At 61.1% G+C, this 18,847-nt stretch carries 20 protein-coding genes; 4 read left to right on the plus strand and 16 right to left on the minus strand.

Translation table 11 applies throughout. The features are described from left to right. Positions 1-11: 11 nt before the first annotated feature. The 14 genes from FEM01_RS05060 to FEM01_RS05125 all read right to left on the minus strand — a co-directional run bounded on the left by FEM01_RS05060 (position 12) and on the right by FEM01_RS05125 (position 13,807). Positions 12-1,583, minus strand: a complete 1,572-nt coding sequence (locus FEM01_RS05060; RefSeq protein ID WP_138218213.1) for a flagellar hook-associated protein 3 — start codon at positions 1,581-1,583, stop codon at positions 12-14. A 13-nt stretch (positions 1,584-1,596) separates the two neighbouring features. Next, positions 1,597-3,651 carry a flagellar hook-associated protein FlgK gene (gene flgK / locus FEM01_RS05065; protein WP_138218214.1) on the minus strand — a complete coding sequence of 685 codons (2,055 nt, stop codon included), beginning with the start codon at positions 3,649-3,651 and terminating at the stop codon, positions 1,597-1,599. Positions 3,652-3,662: 11 nt separating this feature from the next. Beyond that, a complete protein-coding gene (gene flgJ / locus FEM01_RS05070) occupies positions 3,663-4,853 on the minus strand; it encodes a flagellar assembly peptidoglycan hydrolase FlgJ (protein ID WP_138218215.1) in 1,191 nt (396 codons plus the stop codon). An 11-nt stretch (positions 4,854-4,864) separates the two neighbouring features. Beyond that, positions 4,865-5,974, minus strand: a complete 1,110-nt coding sequence (locus FEM01_RS05075) for a flagellar basal body P-ring protein FlgI (protein WP_138219101.1) — start codon at positions 5,972-5,974, stop codon at positions 4,865-4,867. A gap of 12 nt (positions 5,975-5,986) precedes the next feature. After that, complete coding sequence (flgH, locus tag FEM01_RS05080) at positions 5,987-6,682, minus strand: flagellar basal body L-ring protein FlgH (protein ID WP_138218216.1); 696 nt, start codon at positions 6,680-6,682, stop codon at positions 5,987-5,989. 33 nt (positions 6,683-6,715) lie between these two features. Beyond that, positions 6,716-7,501 (minus strand): flagellar basal-body rod protein FlgG, encoded by a 786-nt coding sequence (gene flgG / locus FEM01_RS05085; RefSeq protein ID WP_138218217.1) that lies wholly within the window; start codon positions 7,499-7,501, stop codon positions 6,716-6,718. Between the two features lie 47 nt (positions 7,502-7,548). Next, entirely contained in the window at positions 7,549-8,289 is a 741-nt protein-coding gene (locus tag FEM01_RS05090; protein WP_138218218.1) for a flagellar basal body rod protein FlgF, read from the minus strand. Between the two features lie 184 nt (positions 8,290-8,473). Beyond that, on the minus strand, positions 8,474-8,659 hold the full coding sequence (locus FEM01_RS05095) for a hypothetical protein (RefSeq protein ID WP_138218219.1): 186 nt from the start codon (positions 8,657-8,659) through the stop codon (positions 8,474-8,476). A gap of 72 nt (positions 8,660-8,731) precedes the next feature. After that, positions 8,732-10,093 (minus strand): flagellar hook protein FlgE, encoded by a 1,362-nt coding sequence (gene flgE, locus FEM01_RS05100; protein WP_138218220.1) that lies wholly within the window; start codon positions 10,091-10,093, stop codon positions 8,732-8,734. Between the two features lie 31 nt (positions 10,094-10,124). Next, positions 10,125-10,844: a flagellar hook assembly protein FlgD gene (gene flgD, locus FEM01_RS05105; RefSeq protein ID WP_138218221.1), complete on the minus strand. Its 720-nt coding sequence runs from the start codon at positions 10,842-10,844 to the stop codon at positions 10,125-10,127. Positions 10,845-10,859: 15 nt separating this feature from the next. Continuing rightward, positions 10,860-11,303, minus strand: coding sequence for a flagellar basal body rod protein FlgC (gene flgC, locus FEM01_RS05110; protein ID WP_138218222.1), 444 nt, complete (start codon positions 11,301-11,303; stop codon positions 10,860-10,862). A gap of 3 nt (positions 11,304-11,306) precedes the next feature. After that, the gene (gene flgB, locus FEM01_RS05115; protein WP_138218223.1) at positions 11,307-11,714 is read right to left on the minus strand and encodes a flagellar basal body rod protein FlgB; all 408 of its coding nucleotides are present in this window, start codon (positions 11,712-11,714) and stop codon (positions 11,307-11,309) included. A gap of 285 nt (positions 11,715-11,999) precedes the next feature. Beyond that, entirely contained in the window at positions 12,000-12,827 is an 828-nt protein-coding gene (gene cheR / locus FEM01_RS05120; RefSeq protein WP_138218224.1) for a protein-glutamate O-methyltransferase CheR, read from the minus strand. A 50-nt stretch (positions 12,828-12,877) separates the two neighbouring features. Continuing rightward, the gene (locus tag FEM01_RS05125; RefSeq protein WP_138218225.1) at positions 12,878-13,807 is read right to left on the minus strand and encodes a chemotaxis protein CheV; all 930 of its coding nucleotides are present in this window, start codon (positions 13,805-13,807) and stop codon (positions 12,878-12,880) included. A 63-nt stretch (positions 13,808-13,870) separates the two neighbouring features. Between FEM01_RS05125 and flgA the strand changes: the two genes are divergently transcribed. The 4 genes from flgA to FEM01_RS05145 all read left to right on the plus strand — a co-directional run bounded on the left by flgA (position 13,871) and on the right by FEM01_RS05145 (position 16,462). Then, on the plus strand, positions 13,871-14,620 hold the full coding sequence (gene flgA / locus FEM01_RS05130; RefSeq protein ID WP_138218226.1) for a flagellar basal body P-ring formation chaperone FlgA: 750 nt from the start codon (positions 13,871-13,873) through the stop codon (positions 14,618-14,620). Positions 14,621-14,806: 186 nt separating this feature from the next. After that, complete coding sequence (gene flgM / locus FEM01_RS05135) at positions 14,807-15,121, plus strand: flagellar biosynthesis anti-sigma factor FlgM (RefSeq protein WP_138218227.1); 315 nt, start codon at positions 14,807-14,809, stop codon at positions 15,119-15,121. A gap of 48 nt (positions 15,122-15,169) precedes the next feature. Continuing rightward, positions 15,170-15,637, plus strand: coding sequence for a flagella synthesis protein FlgN (locus tag FEM01_RS05140; RefSeq protein ID WP_138218228.1), 468 nt, complete (start codon positions 15,170-15,172; stop codon positions 15,635-15,637). 81 nt (positions 15,638-15,718) lie between these two features. Further along, a complete protein-coding gene (locus tag FEM01_RS05145) occupies positions 15,719-16,462 on the plus strand; it encodes a flagellar brake protein (protein ID WP_138218229.1) in 744 nt (247 codons plus the stop codon). 234 nt (positions 16,463-16,696) lie between these two features. Here FEM01_RS05145 and FEM01_RS05150 read toward each other — a convergent pair whose 3' ends face one another. Beyond that, on the minus strand, positions 16,697-18,034 hold the full coding sequence (locus FEM01_RS05150) for an MFS transporter (RefSeq protein WP_138218230.1): 1,338 nt from the start codon (positions 18,032-18,034) through the stop codon (positions 16,697-16,699). Positions 18,035-18,181: 147 nt separating this feature from the next. Next, the gene (gene bkdR, locus FEM01_RS05155; protein ID WP_138218231.1) at positions 18,182-18,667 is read right to left on the minus strand and encodes a Bkd operon transcriptional regulator BkdR; all 486 of its coding nucleotides are present in this window, start codon (positions 18,665-18,667) and stop codon (positions 18,182-18,184) included. Positions 18,668-18,847 lie beyond the last annotated feature (180 nt).

Consider the following 18,847-nt stretch of genomic DNA (forward strand, 5'->3'; position numbering starts at 1 on the left):
GTCAGGCGCGGTCAGATGTAGTTGACCAGCGACAGACTCGCCACCTTGGCATAGGCCTGCAACGAGGCCTGGAGCATGTTGGTCTGCATCTGCAGGCGCAGCATGACGGTGGCCGGATCGCTGTCGCGAATCGAGCTTTGGGTCTTGGTATTCTCACCGCTCAGGGCTTCGTTGGTTTCGGCCTGCACGTCCAGTGCCTGACCACGACCACCAATGGCGCTGATGGAGGAAGACACCTGATTGGTGGCACTGCTGATGTTGCCGATAGCCGAATCCAGCGCAGCCTTGAATTTCTGCGTGGCCGCCGGGTCGCCATCGATAGGCGTGTTCAGCGCGGTGCGCAGTTGGCCGATGGTGTCCAGGATGTTCTGGGTCTGGTGGGTATCGACCTTGACGCCGAACGAATCACCAGCCGCTGGCGCGCCGGACAGCTCGAACTCCACGCCCATGGCCGTGGCGGTGGTGCCACTCAGAGTTCCACTGGTGACAGGACGGCTGTTGGCGGTCACGGGCGATGCGTACAGCTCGAAATCAGTGGCGCTGGTGAACTTGAGCACCGCACCTTCCGGGAACGCTGCCTTGTAGGCCGCCTGGTCGGTGATGGTGGCGTCAGTGATCTGCGCAGAAGAACTGTTGCCGGCGCTACGGGTACCGCTGATCTGATCGGCCTTGGAGCTCAGGCTGAAGGTGTGGCCGGCGATGGCCGCATCCGGGTCGGCGGCGTCGCCCGCCTGGAAACTGACAGCCAGACGCAGGTCGACCCCGCGGAAGCTGATCATGGTGTTGTCGCCGTTAGGGTCGAACTTGCCGCCCTGGGTGGCTTCCAGGGTCACGTCGTTGCCGCTGGCATCGGTGATCTTGAACTGCGTGCTGCTGGTGAACTCGATGCTGTAGGGCTCGCCGCTACGGAAGCGGTCGTTGTACACCGAGCTGCCCGACACCTGGCCATTGGACAGGCTAACGCGACCGTCATCGGTGGCCGGCGAGGTCAGTTGAGTTTCGCTGCGGCTGGTGTTCAGTGCCTGCTCGAACGCATCGTAGCCGGTCTCGTTGGCCGCCAGGGTCAAAGCATCGCCGACCTGCAGCTTGAGCTGGGTCTGGTCGCCCTGGTAGGTGTAGGTGCCGTCAGCGTTGCGCACATAGGGCTGGGTGTCACCCTTGGAGCCCGAGAACAGGTACTTGCCGTTCTCATCCTTGCTGTTCATCAGCGAGAACAGCTGTTGCTCCAGCGCCTCCAGCTCCGCAGCGTTGGATTTACGGTCGTCGTCGGTCATGCCCGCGTTACCCGAACTCACCGCCAGTTCGTTGACACGCTGCAGAATATGCCCGATTGAGGTCAGCGTGCTTTCGGCCGAGCCCAGCGAGTTACGCACGCTGACGATGTTGTCGCTGTACTGCTTGAGCATGTTCTGCTGCTGCTCAAGCTGTAACAGGCGCGCGGCACCGACCGGATCGTCGGCGGCAGTGCGCACGCGGATACCGTCGCTGGCCTCCTGACGGGTCTTGTCCAGGCTGGCGAAGTTGCGCTGATAGTTGGCGCTGGTGGTGTTGTAGAACTGCGAAGTAGAGATGCGTACGCTCACGATCTACGATTCCTTAAAGACTGTTGATCAGGGTGGCGAAGGTTTCCTGGGCCGCCTTGATGATCTGCGACGACGCGGTGTAGTACTGCTGGAACTTGATCAGGTTGCCGGTCTCTTCATCGACCGACACCCCTGACAAGTTGTCGCGGGCATCCAGTGCCGACTTCTTCAGCGCGGTGGTGGCGTCACTGTCCATCTGCGCCTGCCCCGTCTTGCCGCCGACGTTGGACACAAGCTTTGCGTAAGCGTCAGTGAAGCTGATGCCCTTGCCATCGGCATTCACCTCGACCGTGGGCTTGGTCTGCAGATCGAGCACCGATTGGGCGTTGCGGTTGTCGGCCGAGCCCGAGGCAGTCAGCGACACGGTGAAGCTATCGCCGGTCTTGGGCACACCCGCCACGTTCATCTCGAAACCGAAGGTCTTCTGGGTAACGCCATCGGCTTCATAAATCGGGTTGCCACTGGCATCGACCATCGGCACCGACAGCTGCAGGGCGTTGTCCTGGCCCGGCACGATGGTGCCGCTGCCGATGTTGTTGCCTTGGGCGTCGAACAGGGTGTAGGCCTGCGGCGAAGCGGTGTCGTCGCCGAACACCAACTTGACCGGGGTGGAGTACTTCAAGCCCGTCTGCAAATCAGCCTTCTGGGTGGCATCGTAGATGTCCACCAGTGAGGTCAACGTCGGCTGGGTAATCGAGCCAGTGCCTTTGTTGCCCGAACCGCTGACGGCGGTAAGGGGCGCGGCCATAGCCAGGCGCTTGGGATCGGTCAGGGTCGCATTGATACTCGCAGCTTCGTTGCGGGTCGGGGTGATCTTGAAGCTGTCACCGGCGCTCATTCCACCGCCATTGAGCGACAGGCTGAAGCCGTCGATCACCGGCGCCGGGTCGTCGCTCAGGTCGTAGCTGCCCATGTCGGTGCCTTCGGGCAGCTTGCGCACGGTGTAGCCAGTAGCACTGGTGAAGGTCACCTGGTAATCGCTGGTGCTCAGCTTGCCGGTGTCCTTGATGGTCACGTCGAGGTTGCCGGAACCTGCGCTGTTGCCAGTCTTGGCGACACTGCGGTTGGCGATGGACTTGGCGCTGTTGATGTCGGCGAACAGACTGGCGCCGAACTCGCCGTTCTTGTCGATGCCTTGGCCCAGTTGACGGTTGATGGCATCGGCCACCACCAGCGCCACGCGCCCCAGCTCGTTGAGCGCCGGGTCCAGGGTTTCCTTGCGGTAGCGGATCAGGCCGCCCAGTTCACCACCGGTAGTGCTGTTGGTGATGTCCATTTGCGTCGAGCCGCGGTTGAGGATCAGGCTCATGCGCGTCGGATCGGTGGCACTGGCGGCTACGCCGATGGTCTGGGTGGTGTTGCCCAATACCAACGCCTGGCCGTTCTTCAGGTAGATGTCGTAGTTGCCGTTCTTTTGCTCGACCACGTCGGCGCCGATCAGCGACGACAGTTGACGCACGGCACCGTCGCGTTGGTCCAGCAGGTCGTTGGGCTGGCCGGTGATGGCACCGACCTTGGAGATTTGCGCATTGAGGTCGGCGATGGTCGCAGTCAGGTTGTTCACCTGGGAGGCCAACGACGCCATGTTGCTGTTGATGTTGCTGTTCTGCTGGTTCAACTGCGAAGACAGGGTGTTGAAGCGTTTGGCCAGCGATTGCGCGCTGGTCAGGAGCAACTGGCGCGAGGCGTCTTCGGTTGGCTTGGCCGAGGCGTCCTGCAAGGCACTGAAGAAACTTTGCAGAGCCGCAGTGATACCGGTATCGGCACTGGACAGGGCTGTGTCCAGGGGCGTGATCTGGTTCAGGTACGAGGTAGCGTCGCTAGACAACGAGGTGGTAGTGCGCAGCTGGCTTTCCAGATAGGCGTTATAGACCCGGCGTACGTCGGCCAAGGTGGTGCCGGTGCCGATGAACACCTGGCCAACCTGTTGGCCACCCTTGGTTTTCTGCACGACCTGCTGGCGCGAGTAGCTCTCGACATCGGCATTGGCGATGTTGCTACCGAGGGTGTACAACCCCGACTGCGCAGCGCCAAGTCCCGACATACCAATGTTTAGCAAACTCGCCATGGTTCAAGCCCTTAAAGTTTCGTGGTGGTACCGAGCGACGCGTAGCTCTCGTACGACTTCATCTGTCTTGCGATCTGCGAGATCTTGCTGGCGTAGTTCGGGTCGGTTGCGTACCCGGCCTTTTGCAGCTCTCGCACGAACTGTTCTGGTTTATCGGCCGACTTCACCGCTTCTTGATAGCGCGAATTGTTCTGCAACAGGCTGACCAGGTCGTGGAAACTGTCTTGGTACGAATCATACGAACGGAACGCGGCGGTTTCCTTGACGAACTGTCCATCGCGGAATTCGCTGGTGATCGCCCGCGCCTCGCCCCCTTGCCAGTTGCCGGTGGCCTTGATGCCGAACAGGTTGTGACTGCTGCTGCCATCGCTGTTGCGCATGACCGACTTGCCCCAGCCGGTTTCCAGGGCAGCCTGGGCCACCAGGTAGCGCGGGTCGATGCCGATGCGCTTGGCGGCTTGCTCAGCCATCGGCAGCATGGTGGCGACAAAGGCGTCACTGTCGGCGAAGGCTTTCTTCGGCGCCAGCGGCGGTTGCGCCACGGCCCGTCCGAGAATGCGCGTGCCGTCGGTGCCGACGCCGAAGGTCTGTGCCGGCTGCCAATCGCCCTTGACCACGCCATCGACCAGGGTTTGGCCGTCACGCAGCGGCAAAGCCGCCGTGTTGGGGGTGGCCGCCGACGGTACGATACCGGCCAGCAGGCGGTCGGTGAGCTTGCCTGGCAAGGCCAGACGGCGCGAGTTGAGCGCCGCCACGTCGTTGCGGTGCACGGTGGACTGGGTCGTATTGGCCTGCTCGTCCACTTTGGCGCCCCACAGCGTCGGGGCCTTGCCTTCGATACGCGGGAACGGGCTGGTGTTGACGGGAGCCGCCTTGTTCTTCGACAACTGCCGCACCAGCACATCCTGCAGGCCGATCCCGCCGCCCTCGCGAGACATGCTCACCGCCAGCTGCTGGTCGTACATGTCACGGTACTGCTTGACCGTCGAACTGTTCATCGGACTGTCTTCGTCAGCCAGCACGTCGGACGCCTTGCGCGAAGCCTTGAGCATCTCGCTGACGAACAGCGACTCGAACTCCTGGGCCACCTTACGCACGTTGGCATCGCTGTCGCGGTCACCATGCTTGAGCGAGTTCAGGCGATTGAGGTCAGTGAAGGCGCCACTGTCGGCGGGGCTGGAAACCAGGCTTTTCGGATTCATCAGCGGCGTCCTCAGATCACGATCAGGTCGGCCTGCAACGCACCGGCCTGTTTCAGGGCTTCGAGGATCGCCATCAGGTCGCCGGGGGCAGCGCCTACCTGGTTCACCGCACGGACGATCTCATCCAGCGTGGTGCCAGGGCCGAACTTGAACATCGGCTTGGCCTCTTGCTGGGCGTTGATTCGCGAGCGCGGCACCACGGCGGTCTGGCCGTTGGAGAGCGGGCCTGGCTGGCTGACGATTGGATCTTCGGTGATGGTCACCGTCAAGCTGCCGTGGGTGACCGCCGCAGGCGACACCTTGACGTTCTGACCGATCACGATGGTACCGGTACGCGAGTTGATGATGACTTTGGCTACAGCCTGGCCGGGATCGATCTCCAGGTTCTCGAGGATCGACAGGTAATCGACCCGCTGGCTCGGATCCATCGGCGCACTGACGCGCACCGAGCCGCCGTCCAAGGCCTGGGCCACGCCAGGACCGAGCAGTTCGTTGACTTTGTCGACGATACGCTTGGCGGTGGTGAAATCGGGACGATTGAGGTTCAGGGTCAAGCTGTTGCCCTGGTTGAAACCACTCGGCACCGCACGCTCGACCGTGGCGCCGCCAGGAATCCGACCGGCCGACGGTACGTTGACGGTGATCTTCGAGCCGTCACGGCCTTCGGCATCGAAACCGCCAACCACCAGGTTGCCCTGGGCGATGGCGTAGACGTTGCCGTCGATCCCCTTGAGCGGGGTCATCAGCAGGCTGCCACCGCGCAGGCTCTTGGAGTTACCAATCGACGACACGGTGATATCGACTACCTGGCCTGGCTTGGCGAAGGCCGGCAAGTCCGCATGCACCGACACCGCAGCGACGTTCTTCAACTGCACGTTGCCCGAGCCTGCCGGCACCTTGATACCGAACTGCGAGAGCATGTTGTTGAAGGTCTGCAGGGTGAACGGGGTCTGGGTGGTCTGGTCGCCCGTACCGGCCAGGCCCACCACCAGACCGTAGCCGATCAGCTGGTTGGCACGTACGCCGGAAATGCTGGCGATATCCTTCAGACGCTCGGCATGGGCACCGAACGCGCAGGTCAGCAGGAGTGTCGCGGCAATCAACCGCCTAGCGTTGAACATGGTCATCCGTACTCAGAAGGGCCAGAGCGGGCTGATAAAGAAGCGGTCCAGCCAACCGGGTTGGCTGGCATCGGCGAACGAACCGGTACCCGAATAGGTAATGCGCGCATCGGCCACACGGGTGGACGGTACGGTGTTGTCGGTGGCGATGTCGTCGGCACGGATCATGCCGGCGATGCGCACCAGCTCTTCACCGGTGTTCAGGGTCATCCACTTTTCGCCGCGCACGGCAATGATGCCGTTGGGCAACACCTCGGCCACGGTGACGGTGATCGAACCGGTCAGGGTGTTACCTTGCGAGGCGGTGCTAGCACCCTTGGTGGCCCGGGTGCCGCTGTAGCCAGCGTTCAGCGTAAGGTCGCCGCTGCCCAGCGGGTTGTTGGTGTTGGGCACGGCACCGAACAGCGAGGTCAGGCCGAGGTTCGCGGTGCTGTCCTTGGCAACCTGGGATCCGGCGTTCTTGCTCGCGGAGGTACGCTCGTTGAGGGTGATGGTGATGATGTCACCCACCCGGAACGCCTTGCGATCAGAATACAGGTTCTGCTCGAAGCCGGACTGGTAGATCGAACCGTTGTTGGCCGCCGCCGGCAACGGGGTGCGCGGTAGAACCGGCGCGTAGTACGGGTCGTTGGGCTTGGGCGTCGGCGCGACGCAACCGGCCAACGACACCGCCCCCCCAAGGGCGAAAACGGACAACAGACGCTTCATGACACTTACCTCACGGTGTTACTGGCTCAGGGCTTACAGCTGCTGGGTAACGAACGACAGCATCTGGTCGGCGGTGGAGATGACCTTGGAGTTCATCTCGTAGGCACGCTGGGTGGTGATCATGTTGACCAACTCTTCCACCGTGCTGACGTTGGAGTTTTCCAGGGTCTGTTGCAGGGTGGTGCCGAAGCCGTTCAGGCCTGGCGTGCCAACCTGCGGCGCGCCGCTGGCAGCGGTTTCCAGGAACAGGTTGTCGCCAATGGCTTGCAGACCGGCCGGGTTGATGAAGTCGGCGGTCTGGAGGTTACCGATCACCTGGGGTGCGGCGTTGCCAGCAACGGTGATCGAGACAGTGCCGTCCTGGCCAACCGTGAAGGTCTGGGCGTTGTTGGGCACCACGATCGCAGGCTCCAGCGGGAAGCCATTGACGGTGACCACCTGACCGTCAGCGTTCAGGTGGAAGGTGCCGTCACGGGTATACGAAACGGTGCCATCGGGCTGCAAAACCTGGAAGAAACCACGGCCATTGACCGCGAGGTCCAGCGGGTTTTCGGTGGTTTGCAGGCTGCCGACGGAGAAGTTCTTCTGGGTGCCGACGATGCGCACACCGGTACCGACCTGCAGGCCCGACGGCAGCTCGCTGTCCTGGGTGGACTGCGCGCCCGGCTGGCGTTTGATCTGGTACAGCAGGTCCTGGAACTCGGCGCGATCACGCTTGAAGCCGGTGGTCGAGACGTTGGCCAGGTTGTTGGAAATGACGGTCAGATTGGTGTCCTGGGCGGACAGGCCGGTTTTAGCGACCCAAAGAGCCGGAAGCATCAGTGTTCTCCTCGTGCGCCTGTTTTACGGCACCCGTTCAAGTGTGGTTAGCCGATTTGCAAAACACGCGCCATGGCTTCATCGCCTTCTTTGGCTGCGTTCATCATTTTCACGTGCAGTTCGAACTGACGGGACAGCGCCAGCACCGAGGTCATTTCCTCGACCGCATTGACGTTGCTGCCTTCCAGGAAGCCCGACACCACGCGTACAGTCGGGTCGATGTCGGCAGGCTGCCCGCTCTTGGTATGGATCATGCCGTCCAGACCCTTGGTCATGGCGGTGGTAGCGGGATTGACCAGCTTGATGCGGTCCACCTCAGCCATCACCCGCGGACCTTCGCCCATGGAGCGGATGCTGATGGTGCCGTCAGCCCCTACCTCGACCTTCTGCTCCGGCGGCACCGCGATAGGACCGCCATTGCCGAGTACCGGCATACCGTTGCCGGCACGCAGCACACCCAGGGCGTCAATGTTCAGGCTGCCGGTGCGCACATAGGCTTCGCTGCCGTCGGGCGCCTGCACGGCAATGAACCCCTTGCCGGACACCGCCACATCCAGGTCACGCCCGGTTTCGACCAGCGGGCCTTCACTGAAATCGGTGGCCGGCCGCTCGGTCATGGCGTAGGCGCGCGACGGAAAGCTGTCGCCGAACACCGGCATCGAGCGCGCCTGTTCGAGGTCTTTCTGGAAACCATTGGTGGAAATGTTCGCCAGGTTGTTGGCGTGGGCCTTTTGCGCCAGCGCGTTCTGGCTGGCGCCGGTCATGGCCACGTAAAGCATCTTGTCCACAGTCATCCTCCGCTGCACTGGCGATCGTTTGCCGCTCGCCGTTGCTGTACAGGCTACAAAGCAAGTTCCGAACCAACTTTTGAAAAACACGAAAAAGCCCGTGGAATCGGGCTTTTGCAGGACCGATCAGCGGGCGCGCCGTCGGATAACCGGCGCGGAATTGCCGGTGGGTGGCAACACAACATCAAGGCTCGCGACACCCCGCATTGGTGTAGGGCCCGGCGAACTTCTTCCAGCCCTCCCCCGGCGACCATTGCGAACACACCAGGCGCCCGTCGGCCTGGCTTTCCCAGCGCCACCAGGGTGCAGTGCCGGCCTGGGCCTGACACAGGCAGAACGCGACTAGCAACGCCACAAGCAACTTGTTCATGATCCCTCCTGCAAAAACGACGAACCCCTTCGCACGCAAAGGGGTTCGCCGAACACGCTCAGTCAGGCCGTATCAGGTCATCTGGATGATGGTCTGCATGATGGTGCTTTCAGTAGAGATGGTCTTGGCGTTAGCCTGGTAGTTGCTCTGCGCCTTGATCAGCTCGACCAACTCCTGGGTCAGGTTGACGTTCGAGGCTTCCAGCGAGTTGGACTCGACGCTACCCAGAATGCCAGTCTTCGGCGAGTCGATGCCCGGAATACCCGAAGAGAAGGTCTCGGTCCAGCGAGTACCACCGATCTGCTGCAACCCCTGGTCGTTGGCAAAGCTCGCCAGGGCGATCTGACCGATGGCGCGGGACTGCTGGTTACTGAAGCTGGCGAACATCACGCCGGTGGAGTCGATCGACAGGCTCGACAGAATACCGGTGGCGTAGCCGTCCTGGGACTGCGACGAGCGCGCGGTCTCGGTGTTGTAGGAGGTGGTGCTGTTCATCGACAGGCGCATGCCAGCGGTGTTCTCGGCCGAACCGTTGGACACCCAGTTACCCGAGGAATCCTGAGTCGCCGGAATCCAACCCTTGAGGCTGAAGGTGTTGTTGGTCACAGCCCACTCGGCAGTGGCCGGCGCGCCGACCGGGATACTGGTGGCGTCGGCGTCCATCGCTTTCACGGTGCCATCTTCATTGAACGAAATGGTGCCGATCAGTGGCGAGGTACTGGAAGGATCCATCGGATTGCGACCGTCGATCAGGGTATACATGGTCCACTCGTTCTGATCGGTCTTGCGATAGAACTGCTCCATGGTGTGTTCGTTACCTTGGGTGTCATACACCTTGGTGGCGAACGACTTGGTGTACGTGGTGTCATCGGACGGGTCGAAGGCGATTTCGCCAGGCCCCGGCGGCGTGGCGGTCGGCAGTGGGATATCGTCGGCTTCGGAGTTCAGGTTGATGCCCTGGTCGATCAGCGAGGTCGCCTTCGGCGCCAGCGCCGAGGTGTCGATCCTCAGATCAGTCAGGATGCCCTTCTTGATGTTGCCATTGGCATCGGCGGCATAGCCTTGTAGGCGCAGGCCGTCCGAGGTAACCACATAGTTGTCCTTGTTGCTCTGGAAAGCACCCGCACGGGTGTACACCATCGAGCCGTTGTCGGACAGGATGAAGTAGCCAGTCCCCTGGATGCCCATGTCCAACACGTTGCCGGTGTTGTTCACATCGCCCTGGGTGAACTGCTGGGAGATCGCCGCCAGGCGCACGCCGTTGCCGACCTGGTTCTTGCCCACGCCCAGGCGGTTGGCGCCAGCGTACACGTCGGCGAATTCGGCGCGCGACGACTTGAAGCCGGTGGTATTGACGTTGGCGATGTTGTTACCGGTGACATCCAGTTGCTTGTTGGCCGCGTACAGACCGCTAAGACCGATATTGAAAGACATGCTGTTGCTCCTTTTTGCCGTTCTGTCGGCCTTAGATACCGATGGTTTGGATGTCGGACAGCGAAACCTTGCCAACCCCAGCCAGGTTCAGGACCATCTCGCCAGTGGTGTTGAAGCTGACACTGGTGACCTTGGCGGGCAGCAGGGTGTTCATCTGCACCGACTGACCATCCACCGTGGTGGTGGCAGTGAAGGTGTAGGTGCCCGGATCGACCTTCTCGCCACTGCTGTTGGTGCCGTCCCAGATGAAATCGGCGTAACCGGCTTTCTGCTCGCCCAACTCGATGGTCTTGACGGTCTTGCCGTCCTTGTCGGTGATGGTGATCTTCGCTTCGCTGATCGCCTGCGGCACAACGAACTGGGCATTGAAGCTCTCGGCGGTGTCGACGACCGCCTTGTCGTTCTGCACGATCACCGAGCGACCAACCAGCGAGGAGGCTTGCAGGGCCTGCGACGAGGCCATGGCGCTGGTAATGGCGGAAACCGATTCATTCAGCGAGGTGATGCCTTCCAAGCTGCTGAACTGTGCCAGCTGGGCAACAAACTCACCGTTGTCCTGCGGGTCCAGCGGGTTCTGGTGCTGCATCTGAGTCACCAGCAGCTGCAGGAACGCGTCCTTGCCGAGGGTGTCGTTACCGGTGGTCTTGGTGGTCGTTCCGCTGAGCGCGCTCTTGCTGGTGCCGGAGCTGACGCCGGATGCCGCGAGCACGTCGTTGAGATTCACACCCGTGGTGCTGGTATCGATAGCCATGGTCTGGGTTCCTTATTACTGACCCAGGGTCAGCACTTTCTGCATCATGGTCTTGGCGGTGTTCATCAGCTCGGCATTGGTCTGGAACGAACGGCTGGCGGAGATCATGTCGGCCATCTCCTCGACCACGTTGACATTCGGGTAATAGACATAGCCGTCCTTGTTCGCCGCCGGGTGGTTAGGCTCGTAGCGAGCCTCCAGGTTGCTCTGGTCCTCGACGATGCCGCTCACCTGAACACCCTGCCCAGCCTCACCCTGATCCTCGAACAGCGACTGGCCCGTGCCGTTTTGCGCGTTCTGGAAGGTGGTGGCGAATACCGGGTGGCGGGCACGGTAGGTCTGATCGATGCTCGACGAGACGGTCTCGGCGTTGGCGATGTTGGAGGCGACGGTGTTGAGGCGGGTGTTCTGCGCGCTCATGCCGCTACCGGCGATATTGAAAACACTGGAAAGGGACATGAATTACTCTCCGCGCAGGGCCGACACCAGCCCTTTGAATTTACTGTTGAGCAAGGTGAAGCTGGCCTGGAAATTGATGGCGTTCTCGGCGTAGTTCGATTGCTCGATCTGCGCGTCCACAGTGTTCTGGTCAATCGATGGCTGAGTCGGGGTACGGTACTTGAGGCTGTCGTCAGCCATGGCCAGGCCTTCAGCCTCGATGTGCCGGCTGTCGGTGCGCTCAAGGGTGATACGACCCTTCTGCTGCTTGTCCGCCTCGGCGGCGAGCACCGACGAGAAGTCCATGTCACGTGCCTTGTAGTTGGGCGTGTCGGCGTTGGCGATGTTGTTGGCCAGCACTTCGGCGCGCTGAGCGCGGAAGCTCAGTGCCTTTTCGTGGATGCCGAGCGCTTTGTCGAAGCTGATGCTCATGTCGGGGAAACCTTCGAAGGTTGACCGGAATTTCGTTGGCAAAGCTTTAGCAAGCCCTGTGCCAGTTTTGCCAAAGACCGAATTCACGGGGCTGCACGCCCCTAAGGCGATCGATGGATGCCAGAAAAGCGGCAAAGCGGTTCCGCCCAATGGCAGACAAGCGGCAATTGCCGGGTGGCAAAAGCGGCAAAACGGAAAATTGACGCCAGGACTTGCCTCTTGCTGCGACACCGCCCAAGAACGAAAAAGGCCGGCGTCTTGCGACACCGGCCTTCGTTCAACGCCTTACTTGGCCTGGTAGATGATCCCCGGGCTGCACTGGACCATCTGGTAGTGCTCAGGCAATCCGTTGAGCGCCTCGGAAGCGCCAAGGAACAGGTAGCCACCGGGCTTGAGGGTGGCATGGATGCGCATGAGGATGTCTTTCTTGACCTGGGCCGAGAAATAGATCAGTACGTTGCGGCAGAACACGATATCGAACTTGCCCAACGGCGCATAACTGTCGAGCAAGTTGTAGGAGCGGAACTCGACACGACTGCGAATCGGCGCCTTGACCGCCCAGCGCCCCGGCCCCTTGGTGTCGAAATAACGCTGCAGGCGCTCCTGCGAAAGCCCCCGGGCGATAGCCAGGCTGTCGTACTCGCCGGTCTTGCAGTTGGTCAACATGGAGCCTGACAGGTCTGTGGCGACGATCTGCGCACCCATTTTCAACTGACCGATATTACTGCGCTCGAACTCGTCGATGGCCATTGAGATGGAGTACGGTTCCTGGCCAGAGGAACAGGCAGCCGACCAGATACGCAGGCGCTGCCCTGGGTTTTGCTTGATGAACTCAGGGATGACCTTGCTCTTGAGCACCTCGAACGGATAGGTGTCGCGAAACCACAACGTCTCGTTGGTGGTCATGGCATCGACCACCTGCTCGCGCAGACCGCTACGCGGCTGGGTCTGGATGCGCTGGACCAGCTCGCCCAACGATTTGATACCCTGCTGCTCCATCAACTTGTTGAGACGGCTGGACACCAGGTACTGCTTATTCTCGCCCAGCAGGATGCCACAGGCTTTCTCCAGGAAGACCCGGAACTGTTCGAAATCCAAATTACCCGTAGACAAAGCTGCCGCCTCTTTTCAAATCACTAAAGCCGGGGCGTACCCCGGCTAATTCAATGCATTGCCTTGATCCGATCGACCACGCGCTGGGCGAGATCATCCGGCCTGAACTTGGCCAGGAAGTCATCGGCACCGACCTTCTTCACCATTGCCTGGTTGAATACCCCGGAAAGCGAAGTATGCAGGCAGATGTGCAACTTTTGCATGCGTGGATCGCTGCGGATTTCTGAGGTGAGGGTATAGCCGTCCATTTCCGGCATTTCAATGTCGGAAATCATCATCAGGAACTCGTCCTCCGGCCGCTTGCCCTCATCGACCAGCTTGCGCAGGTAGTCCAACGCCTGCTTACCGTCATTGAGCGCCACCACCTCGACACCGACGGTTTGCAGGCAACGGCTGACCTGCTTGCGCGCCACCGACGAGTCGTCGACGGTCAGCACCCGCAGCATCACGGCCTTGTCAGCCACCTCAGCATCCACTACACCTGCCGACACCGACTGTGACGACGGTGAAACCTCCGCAAGCACTTTTTCCACGTCGATGATCTCAACCATGCGGTTGTCGACCCGCGTCACCGCCGTCAGGTAGTGATCGCGCCCGGTGCCCTTGGGTGGCGGGTGGATCTCTTCCCAGTTCATGTTGACGATGCGCTCTACCGAATGCACCAGGAAACCTTGGGTCTTGGTGTTGTATTCGGTGATGATCACGAAGCTGCTACGGGTGTCTTCCTGCAACCCCGGCAGCCCCGTGGCCATGGACAGATCCAGGATCGGGATGGTCGCCCCACGAATGTTGGCCACCCCGCGCACCACCGGATGAGCCTTGGGCAGCAGCGTCAGTGCCGGGCACTGCAGCACCTCCCGGACCTTGAACACATTGATGCCGTAGAGCTGCTCGCCATTGAGGCGAAATAACAGCAACTCCAGGCGATTCTGCCCCACCAGCTGCGTGCGCTGGTTGACCGAATCCATCACTCCAGCCATGCCGGACTCCTTGAACGATTGCCTGCGTACCAAATCGGCACGGGCTTTGCTTTTTTGAGCACCATGTACACGAAAACGACATTTTCCCGACGACTGACGCGCCTGCTGACTAGCTCGCTCGCCGCCTTGTGCCTCATGGCACCCAGCGCTCGTACACTGGCGGAGGCGTTCACCTTGCCTGAACAGCTTATCGGTGTCACTCAAGGGTTTCTTGAATTCACGGTGGAAGATTATCTGGCTAGCACCCAAACCCAGGGGCGCTATGAGATCCAGGTCAACAACCTCGACCCGCGCTTGCGCATGCCACTGTGCAGCCAGCAACTTGACGCCTCACTGGAAAGCCCCGCGCCACTGGGACGCGTAACGGTGAAGGTCCGCTGTGACGGCAGCTCGCCCTGGACGGTTTACGTTCCGGCGCAAGTGCGCCTATTGCGCGACGTGGTGGTGATGACCCGGCCGCTCAAGCGCGAAAGCGTGATCGAGGAAGGCGACGTAGGCCTGCGCGAACGCGATGTCGGCACACTCGGCCAGGGCTACCTCACCACGCTGGAGCAGGCCGTGGGCATGAAACTGGTGCGCCCGGTGGTGCACGACCAGGTGCTGACGCAGGTGCATATCGAGCAAGCCGAAGTGGTGCGCAAGGGCGATCAGGTGGTGATCATCGCCCGCAGCGGCAACCTGAGCGTGCGCATGCCGGGCGAAGCACTGAGCAAAGGCGGCTTGCAGGAACAGATCCGGGTGCGCAACCTGAACTCCAAACGTGTGGTGAAGGCCCGTGTGACAGGGCCTGGCCAAGTCGAGGTGGCAATGTAGCACGACCCCCGACAACGAAGTGCCGGCGAACGACGCAAGACTGGCGGCGCGCAACCGCTGCCCCTAAACTGTGTCGGAAATCGGGTGACGCATGCCTGCTGACAGGCGGCGACGCATTCGTGCCTAAAGTTTATTTCGGGTTGGCCGAAAACAAGGCATGCGTCCCAATACCCAGAGGTTCTGATCATGGTCATCGACTTCAGTCGTTTGAATAATTCTCCGTCCGTCACAGGCGGCGTTCGCAGCAACACGGCATCGGGCAGCCCCGAAAAAGCCGGTGAAGCCAGCGAAACCACCGTGCGTAGCAATGCCAGCGGAGAATCGGTACATCTCAGCCAAGAGGCACAGCAGTTGCAGAAGATCAGCGACAAGCTGCGCGACCAGCCCACCGTCAACAGTGCCCGCGTGGCTGAGTTGAAGCAGGCTATCGCAGACGGCAGCTACAAGGTCGATGCCGGCCGGGTCGCCAGCAAACTGCTCGATTTCGAAGCTCAGCGCTAACCGTTTGGCGCGCTGACTTCAAGGACGCAACACAGCCAAGAGTTAGCCATGCACGACATCACTCTGCTGCAACTGATCGAAGACGACATCGCACCTACCGAGGAACTGCTTGACCTTCTCAAGAGGGAAGCAGTCGCCCTGCATGGTCGCGACATGGTGGTGCTGGAACAGATCCTGGCACGCAAGCAGTCTTTGATCGTCTTGCTCGAGCAGCAGGGCCAGCGGCGCAACCAATTGCTCATTGGCCAAGGTTTCAGCGCCGATCGCGCAGGCGTCATGGCGGTGGCCGCACAATCGGCCAACGGCGACATCATCCTGCAGCAACTCGACGTGCTCACCCAATTGATGGATACCTGCCAGAAAGTCAACGAGACCAACGGCCGGATCATTCAGATGCAGCAAAACGTCACGGCCAACCAGATCAGAATCCTCAACGGCGGCGATTCTCCGTCGCTGTACGACAGCCGTGGCGCTACCTCTCCGATGGCCAAGCCCCGGGCGCTCAGCCAAGTGTGATTGTTTCTATTCAAGGCACGGAACATACTGGCAAAATGCCGTTACTTGCGTGTGTCGTTTTTGCCTGGAGATTGATAACCCGTGTTCAATGAAACCGATGCCCCCCAGCCACCGAAGGTGCTAAACACCCCTTTGGAGATCACGGCCAACCTGCGCCAATTGCTGGAGAGCCACGACCCGCTGATTCTCACTTTCCATGAGCGCAGCCAGCGGTTCCAGAGCTATGTGGTGCACGTGGACCGAGACACCGGTGTTCTCGCCCTGGACGAAATGATCCCCCGAGACGGCGAAAAGTACATCGAGAACGGCGAACCGTTCCGTGTCGAGGGCTTCCACGACGGCGTGCGCATCGCCTGGGAATGCAACACCCCCCTGACCATTACCGAAATCGACGGCCACCGCTGCTATCGCGGCCCGCTGCCCGAGGAAGTCACCTACCACCAGCGCCGCAATGCGTTCCGCGCCGCGCTGAAGCTCTCGCAGTTGGTCGAGGTGATCCTCGATGGCACCCACCTCAAGGGTAACGGCGCCCTGCGTGGCAAGTTGCTGGACATCTCGGCTACCGGTTGCAAGCTGCGCTTTGACGGCGACATCGAAGATCGCCTACAACTGGGGCAGGTGTACGAACGCTTCAAGGCCGCCAACCCGCTAGGCCTGTCAGACACCATGGTCGAGCTGCGCCATCTGCACTTCGAAGAACGTATCAACACCACTTTCGCTGGCGTGCGCTTCCACAACCTGAACGGCCAGGCACAGCGCAAGATCGAAAGCTTCGTCTACCAGCTGCAACGCGAGGCGCGGCGCTTCGACAAAGACGACTACTGATCGCTCGAGCCTTCTGAAAACGCCACCCACTCGGGTGGCGTTTTTCATTCGCACAGAGGATACGAAACACCACCTGCCGACCACAGCACGGGTAAAGCTCCCCCAACTGAGCTGGGCAACTGCGCATCGCTCTGTCAGTGCCCTGTCTCGGAAACAAGCTGTTCACTTTCGGCGGTGCCTTGGCCGAACACTCCGGTCATTCATCAAAAGGGAACGCATTTCCCAGACAAGGCACTAGGTCGGTCGACCCAACTCTGGCTCGGCCTGGCGCGGCCCGGGTGCAGCAGGTTCTTCTTCGGTATCTTCCGCCGCCACCGGTGCCTGCATCACGTCCTGGACGGTCTGCTCGTCAACCCGTGGATCAAGCGCCGCCGACAAGGGCGAGCCAGCTGCCGGCATGGCCACGTGCCCCAGCGGCGCATCTTGTACCTGATGCAGGCCCGTAACGGCCTGAGGACGGATACGCCAGACCAGTACCAGCGCGAAGAACAGGAAGAAGGCATAGAGCATCTGCGGCCCCAGCAGCTTCATCAGCACGCCGGCCGCCAATGGCCCGATGCAAGCCCCCACGCCATAGGTCACCAGGAGCATGGCCGTCAGCGACACGCGGCGCTCACTTTCTACGTGGTCGTTGGAAAATGCCACGGCTAGCGGATACAGGCCGAATTGCAACAGCGAAATGACGAAGCCGATGCCGAACAACAGCTCCAAAGGCACGCTCGGCAAAATGGCCAACGGCGCCGAGGCCACAGCCAAGCCAATGGCCACGCTGCGGATAAGCACCGCGCGGTCGTAACGGTCGGATAACCAGCCCAACGGCCACTGCACCAGCAGGCCGGCAAAAATGCAGCTCCCCATGAACAGACCGATCTGTTCGGTGCTCAGGCCCTGGTTAGCGGCATACAACGGCGCCAAACCGTAGAACGAGCCGACGATCAGGCCCGATCCGAGCACGGTGGACAGCGATTGCGGCACGCGCTTGATGAAGAACTTAGGGTCCATCGGTGCAGGACGCAATGGCGCAGGGTGAATGCGCCGCGTCATAGCGACCGGAACCAGGCACAGGGCGAAGCACATGGCCACCAGCATCAATAGCTCCGGCCCCAGTTGCGGGTGTACCACCAGGATCAGTTGCCCCAGTACCAGTCCCAGGTAAGAGGCGATCATGTAGCCGCTGAACACCGCGCCACGGTGCTTGGCATCGGCCTGCTCGTTGAGCCAACTCTCGATGACCATGTACTGGCACATCATGCCGAGGCCGACGATCATGCGCAGGCCAACCCATACCGGCAGCCAACTGGTCATGCCATGGCCGAGCACGGCCGCGCCAACAATGCCAGCGCAGGTGGCGTAGGCACGGATGTGCCCTACCCGCCCGATCAGCCGATGCCCGACCTTGCCGCCCACTGCCAGGCCGAAGTAGTTGGCGGCCATCAGCGCACCGACCCATAGGCTATCGACATGCTCAGCAGCCAGGCGCAAGGCCAGGTAGGTACTGAGCAAGCCCGAGCCGATCAACATCATCAACGCGGCGAAATACAACGACTGAAACGGTTTCCAGATAGTGCGCATACGTCCCGAAAAGCTCCCTGGGTCAGGTGGCAGCGGTGCACGCTAGCATAAGGGCAAAACGGCTGGGGTGCAGGCCTGCGTAATCGAAAAAAACACGGGCGGCGCGCTTGTTACACCTTACGTCGCGCACAGACCATGGCGCAGCGCTCACTCGCGCAAGGTCATGCCGTTGGCCGGCAACGGCAGCGCCGTCTTATAGCGCACCTGCTTGAGGGCGAAGCTGGAGCGAATGTTGGCCACCCCGGGCAAGCGGGTCAGATAGTCGAGAAAACGCTCGAGCGCCTGGATGCTGGGCAGCAGCACCCGCAACAGGTAATCCGGGTCCCCCGTCATCAGGTAGCACTCCATCACCTCGGGCCGCTCGGCGATCTCCTCCTCGAAGCGGTGTAACGCCTGCTCCACCTGCTTTTCAAGGCTCACGTGAATGAATACGTTGACGTCCAGCCCCAGCACCTCGGGCGACAGCAAGGTCACCTGCTGGCGGATCACCCCAAGCTCTTCCATGGCCTTGACCCGGTTGAAACAGGGGGTGGGCGATAGGTTCACCGAACGCGCCAGCTCCGCATTGGTGATCCGCGCGTTTTCCTGAAGGCTGTTGAGAATGCCGATATCGGTGCGATCCAGTTTGCGCATCAGACAAATTCACCCGGTTTTTGTGTTTGTGCGGAATGTTTATCTCCCGCGCCAAACAAAGGCAACGAACTTGAGAGAAAAATTCTCCGTCAGCCCCCCTATGATGTAACTGACGCTGACCTGCCAGTCACGAGCCGGCACTCAGCGGCGACCGCTTCAAAGCTCACAAAAACAACATCC

Origin of the sequence: Pseudomonas mosselii, assembly GCF_005796105.1 — a bacterium.
In the GTDB taxonomy this organism is placed as follows: domain Bacteria; phylum Pseudomonadota; class Gammaproteobacteria; order Pseudomonadales; family Pseudomonadaceae; genus Aquipseudomonas; species Aquipseudomonas mosselii_C.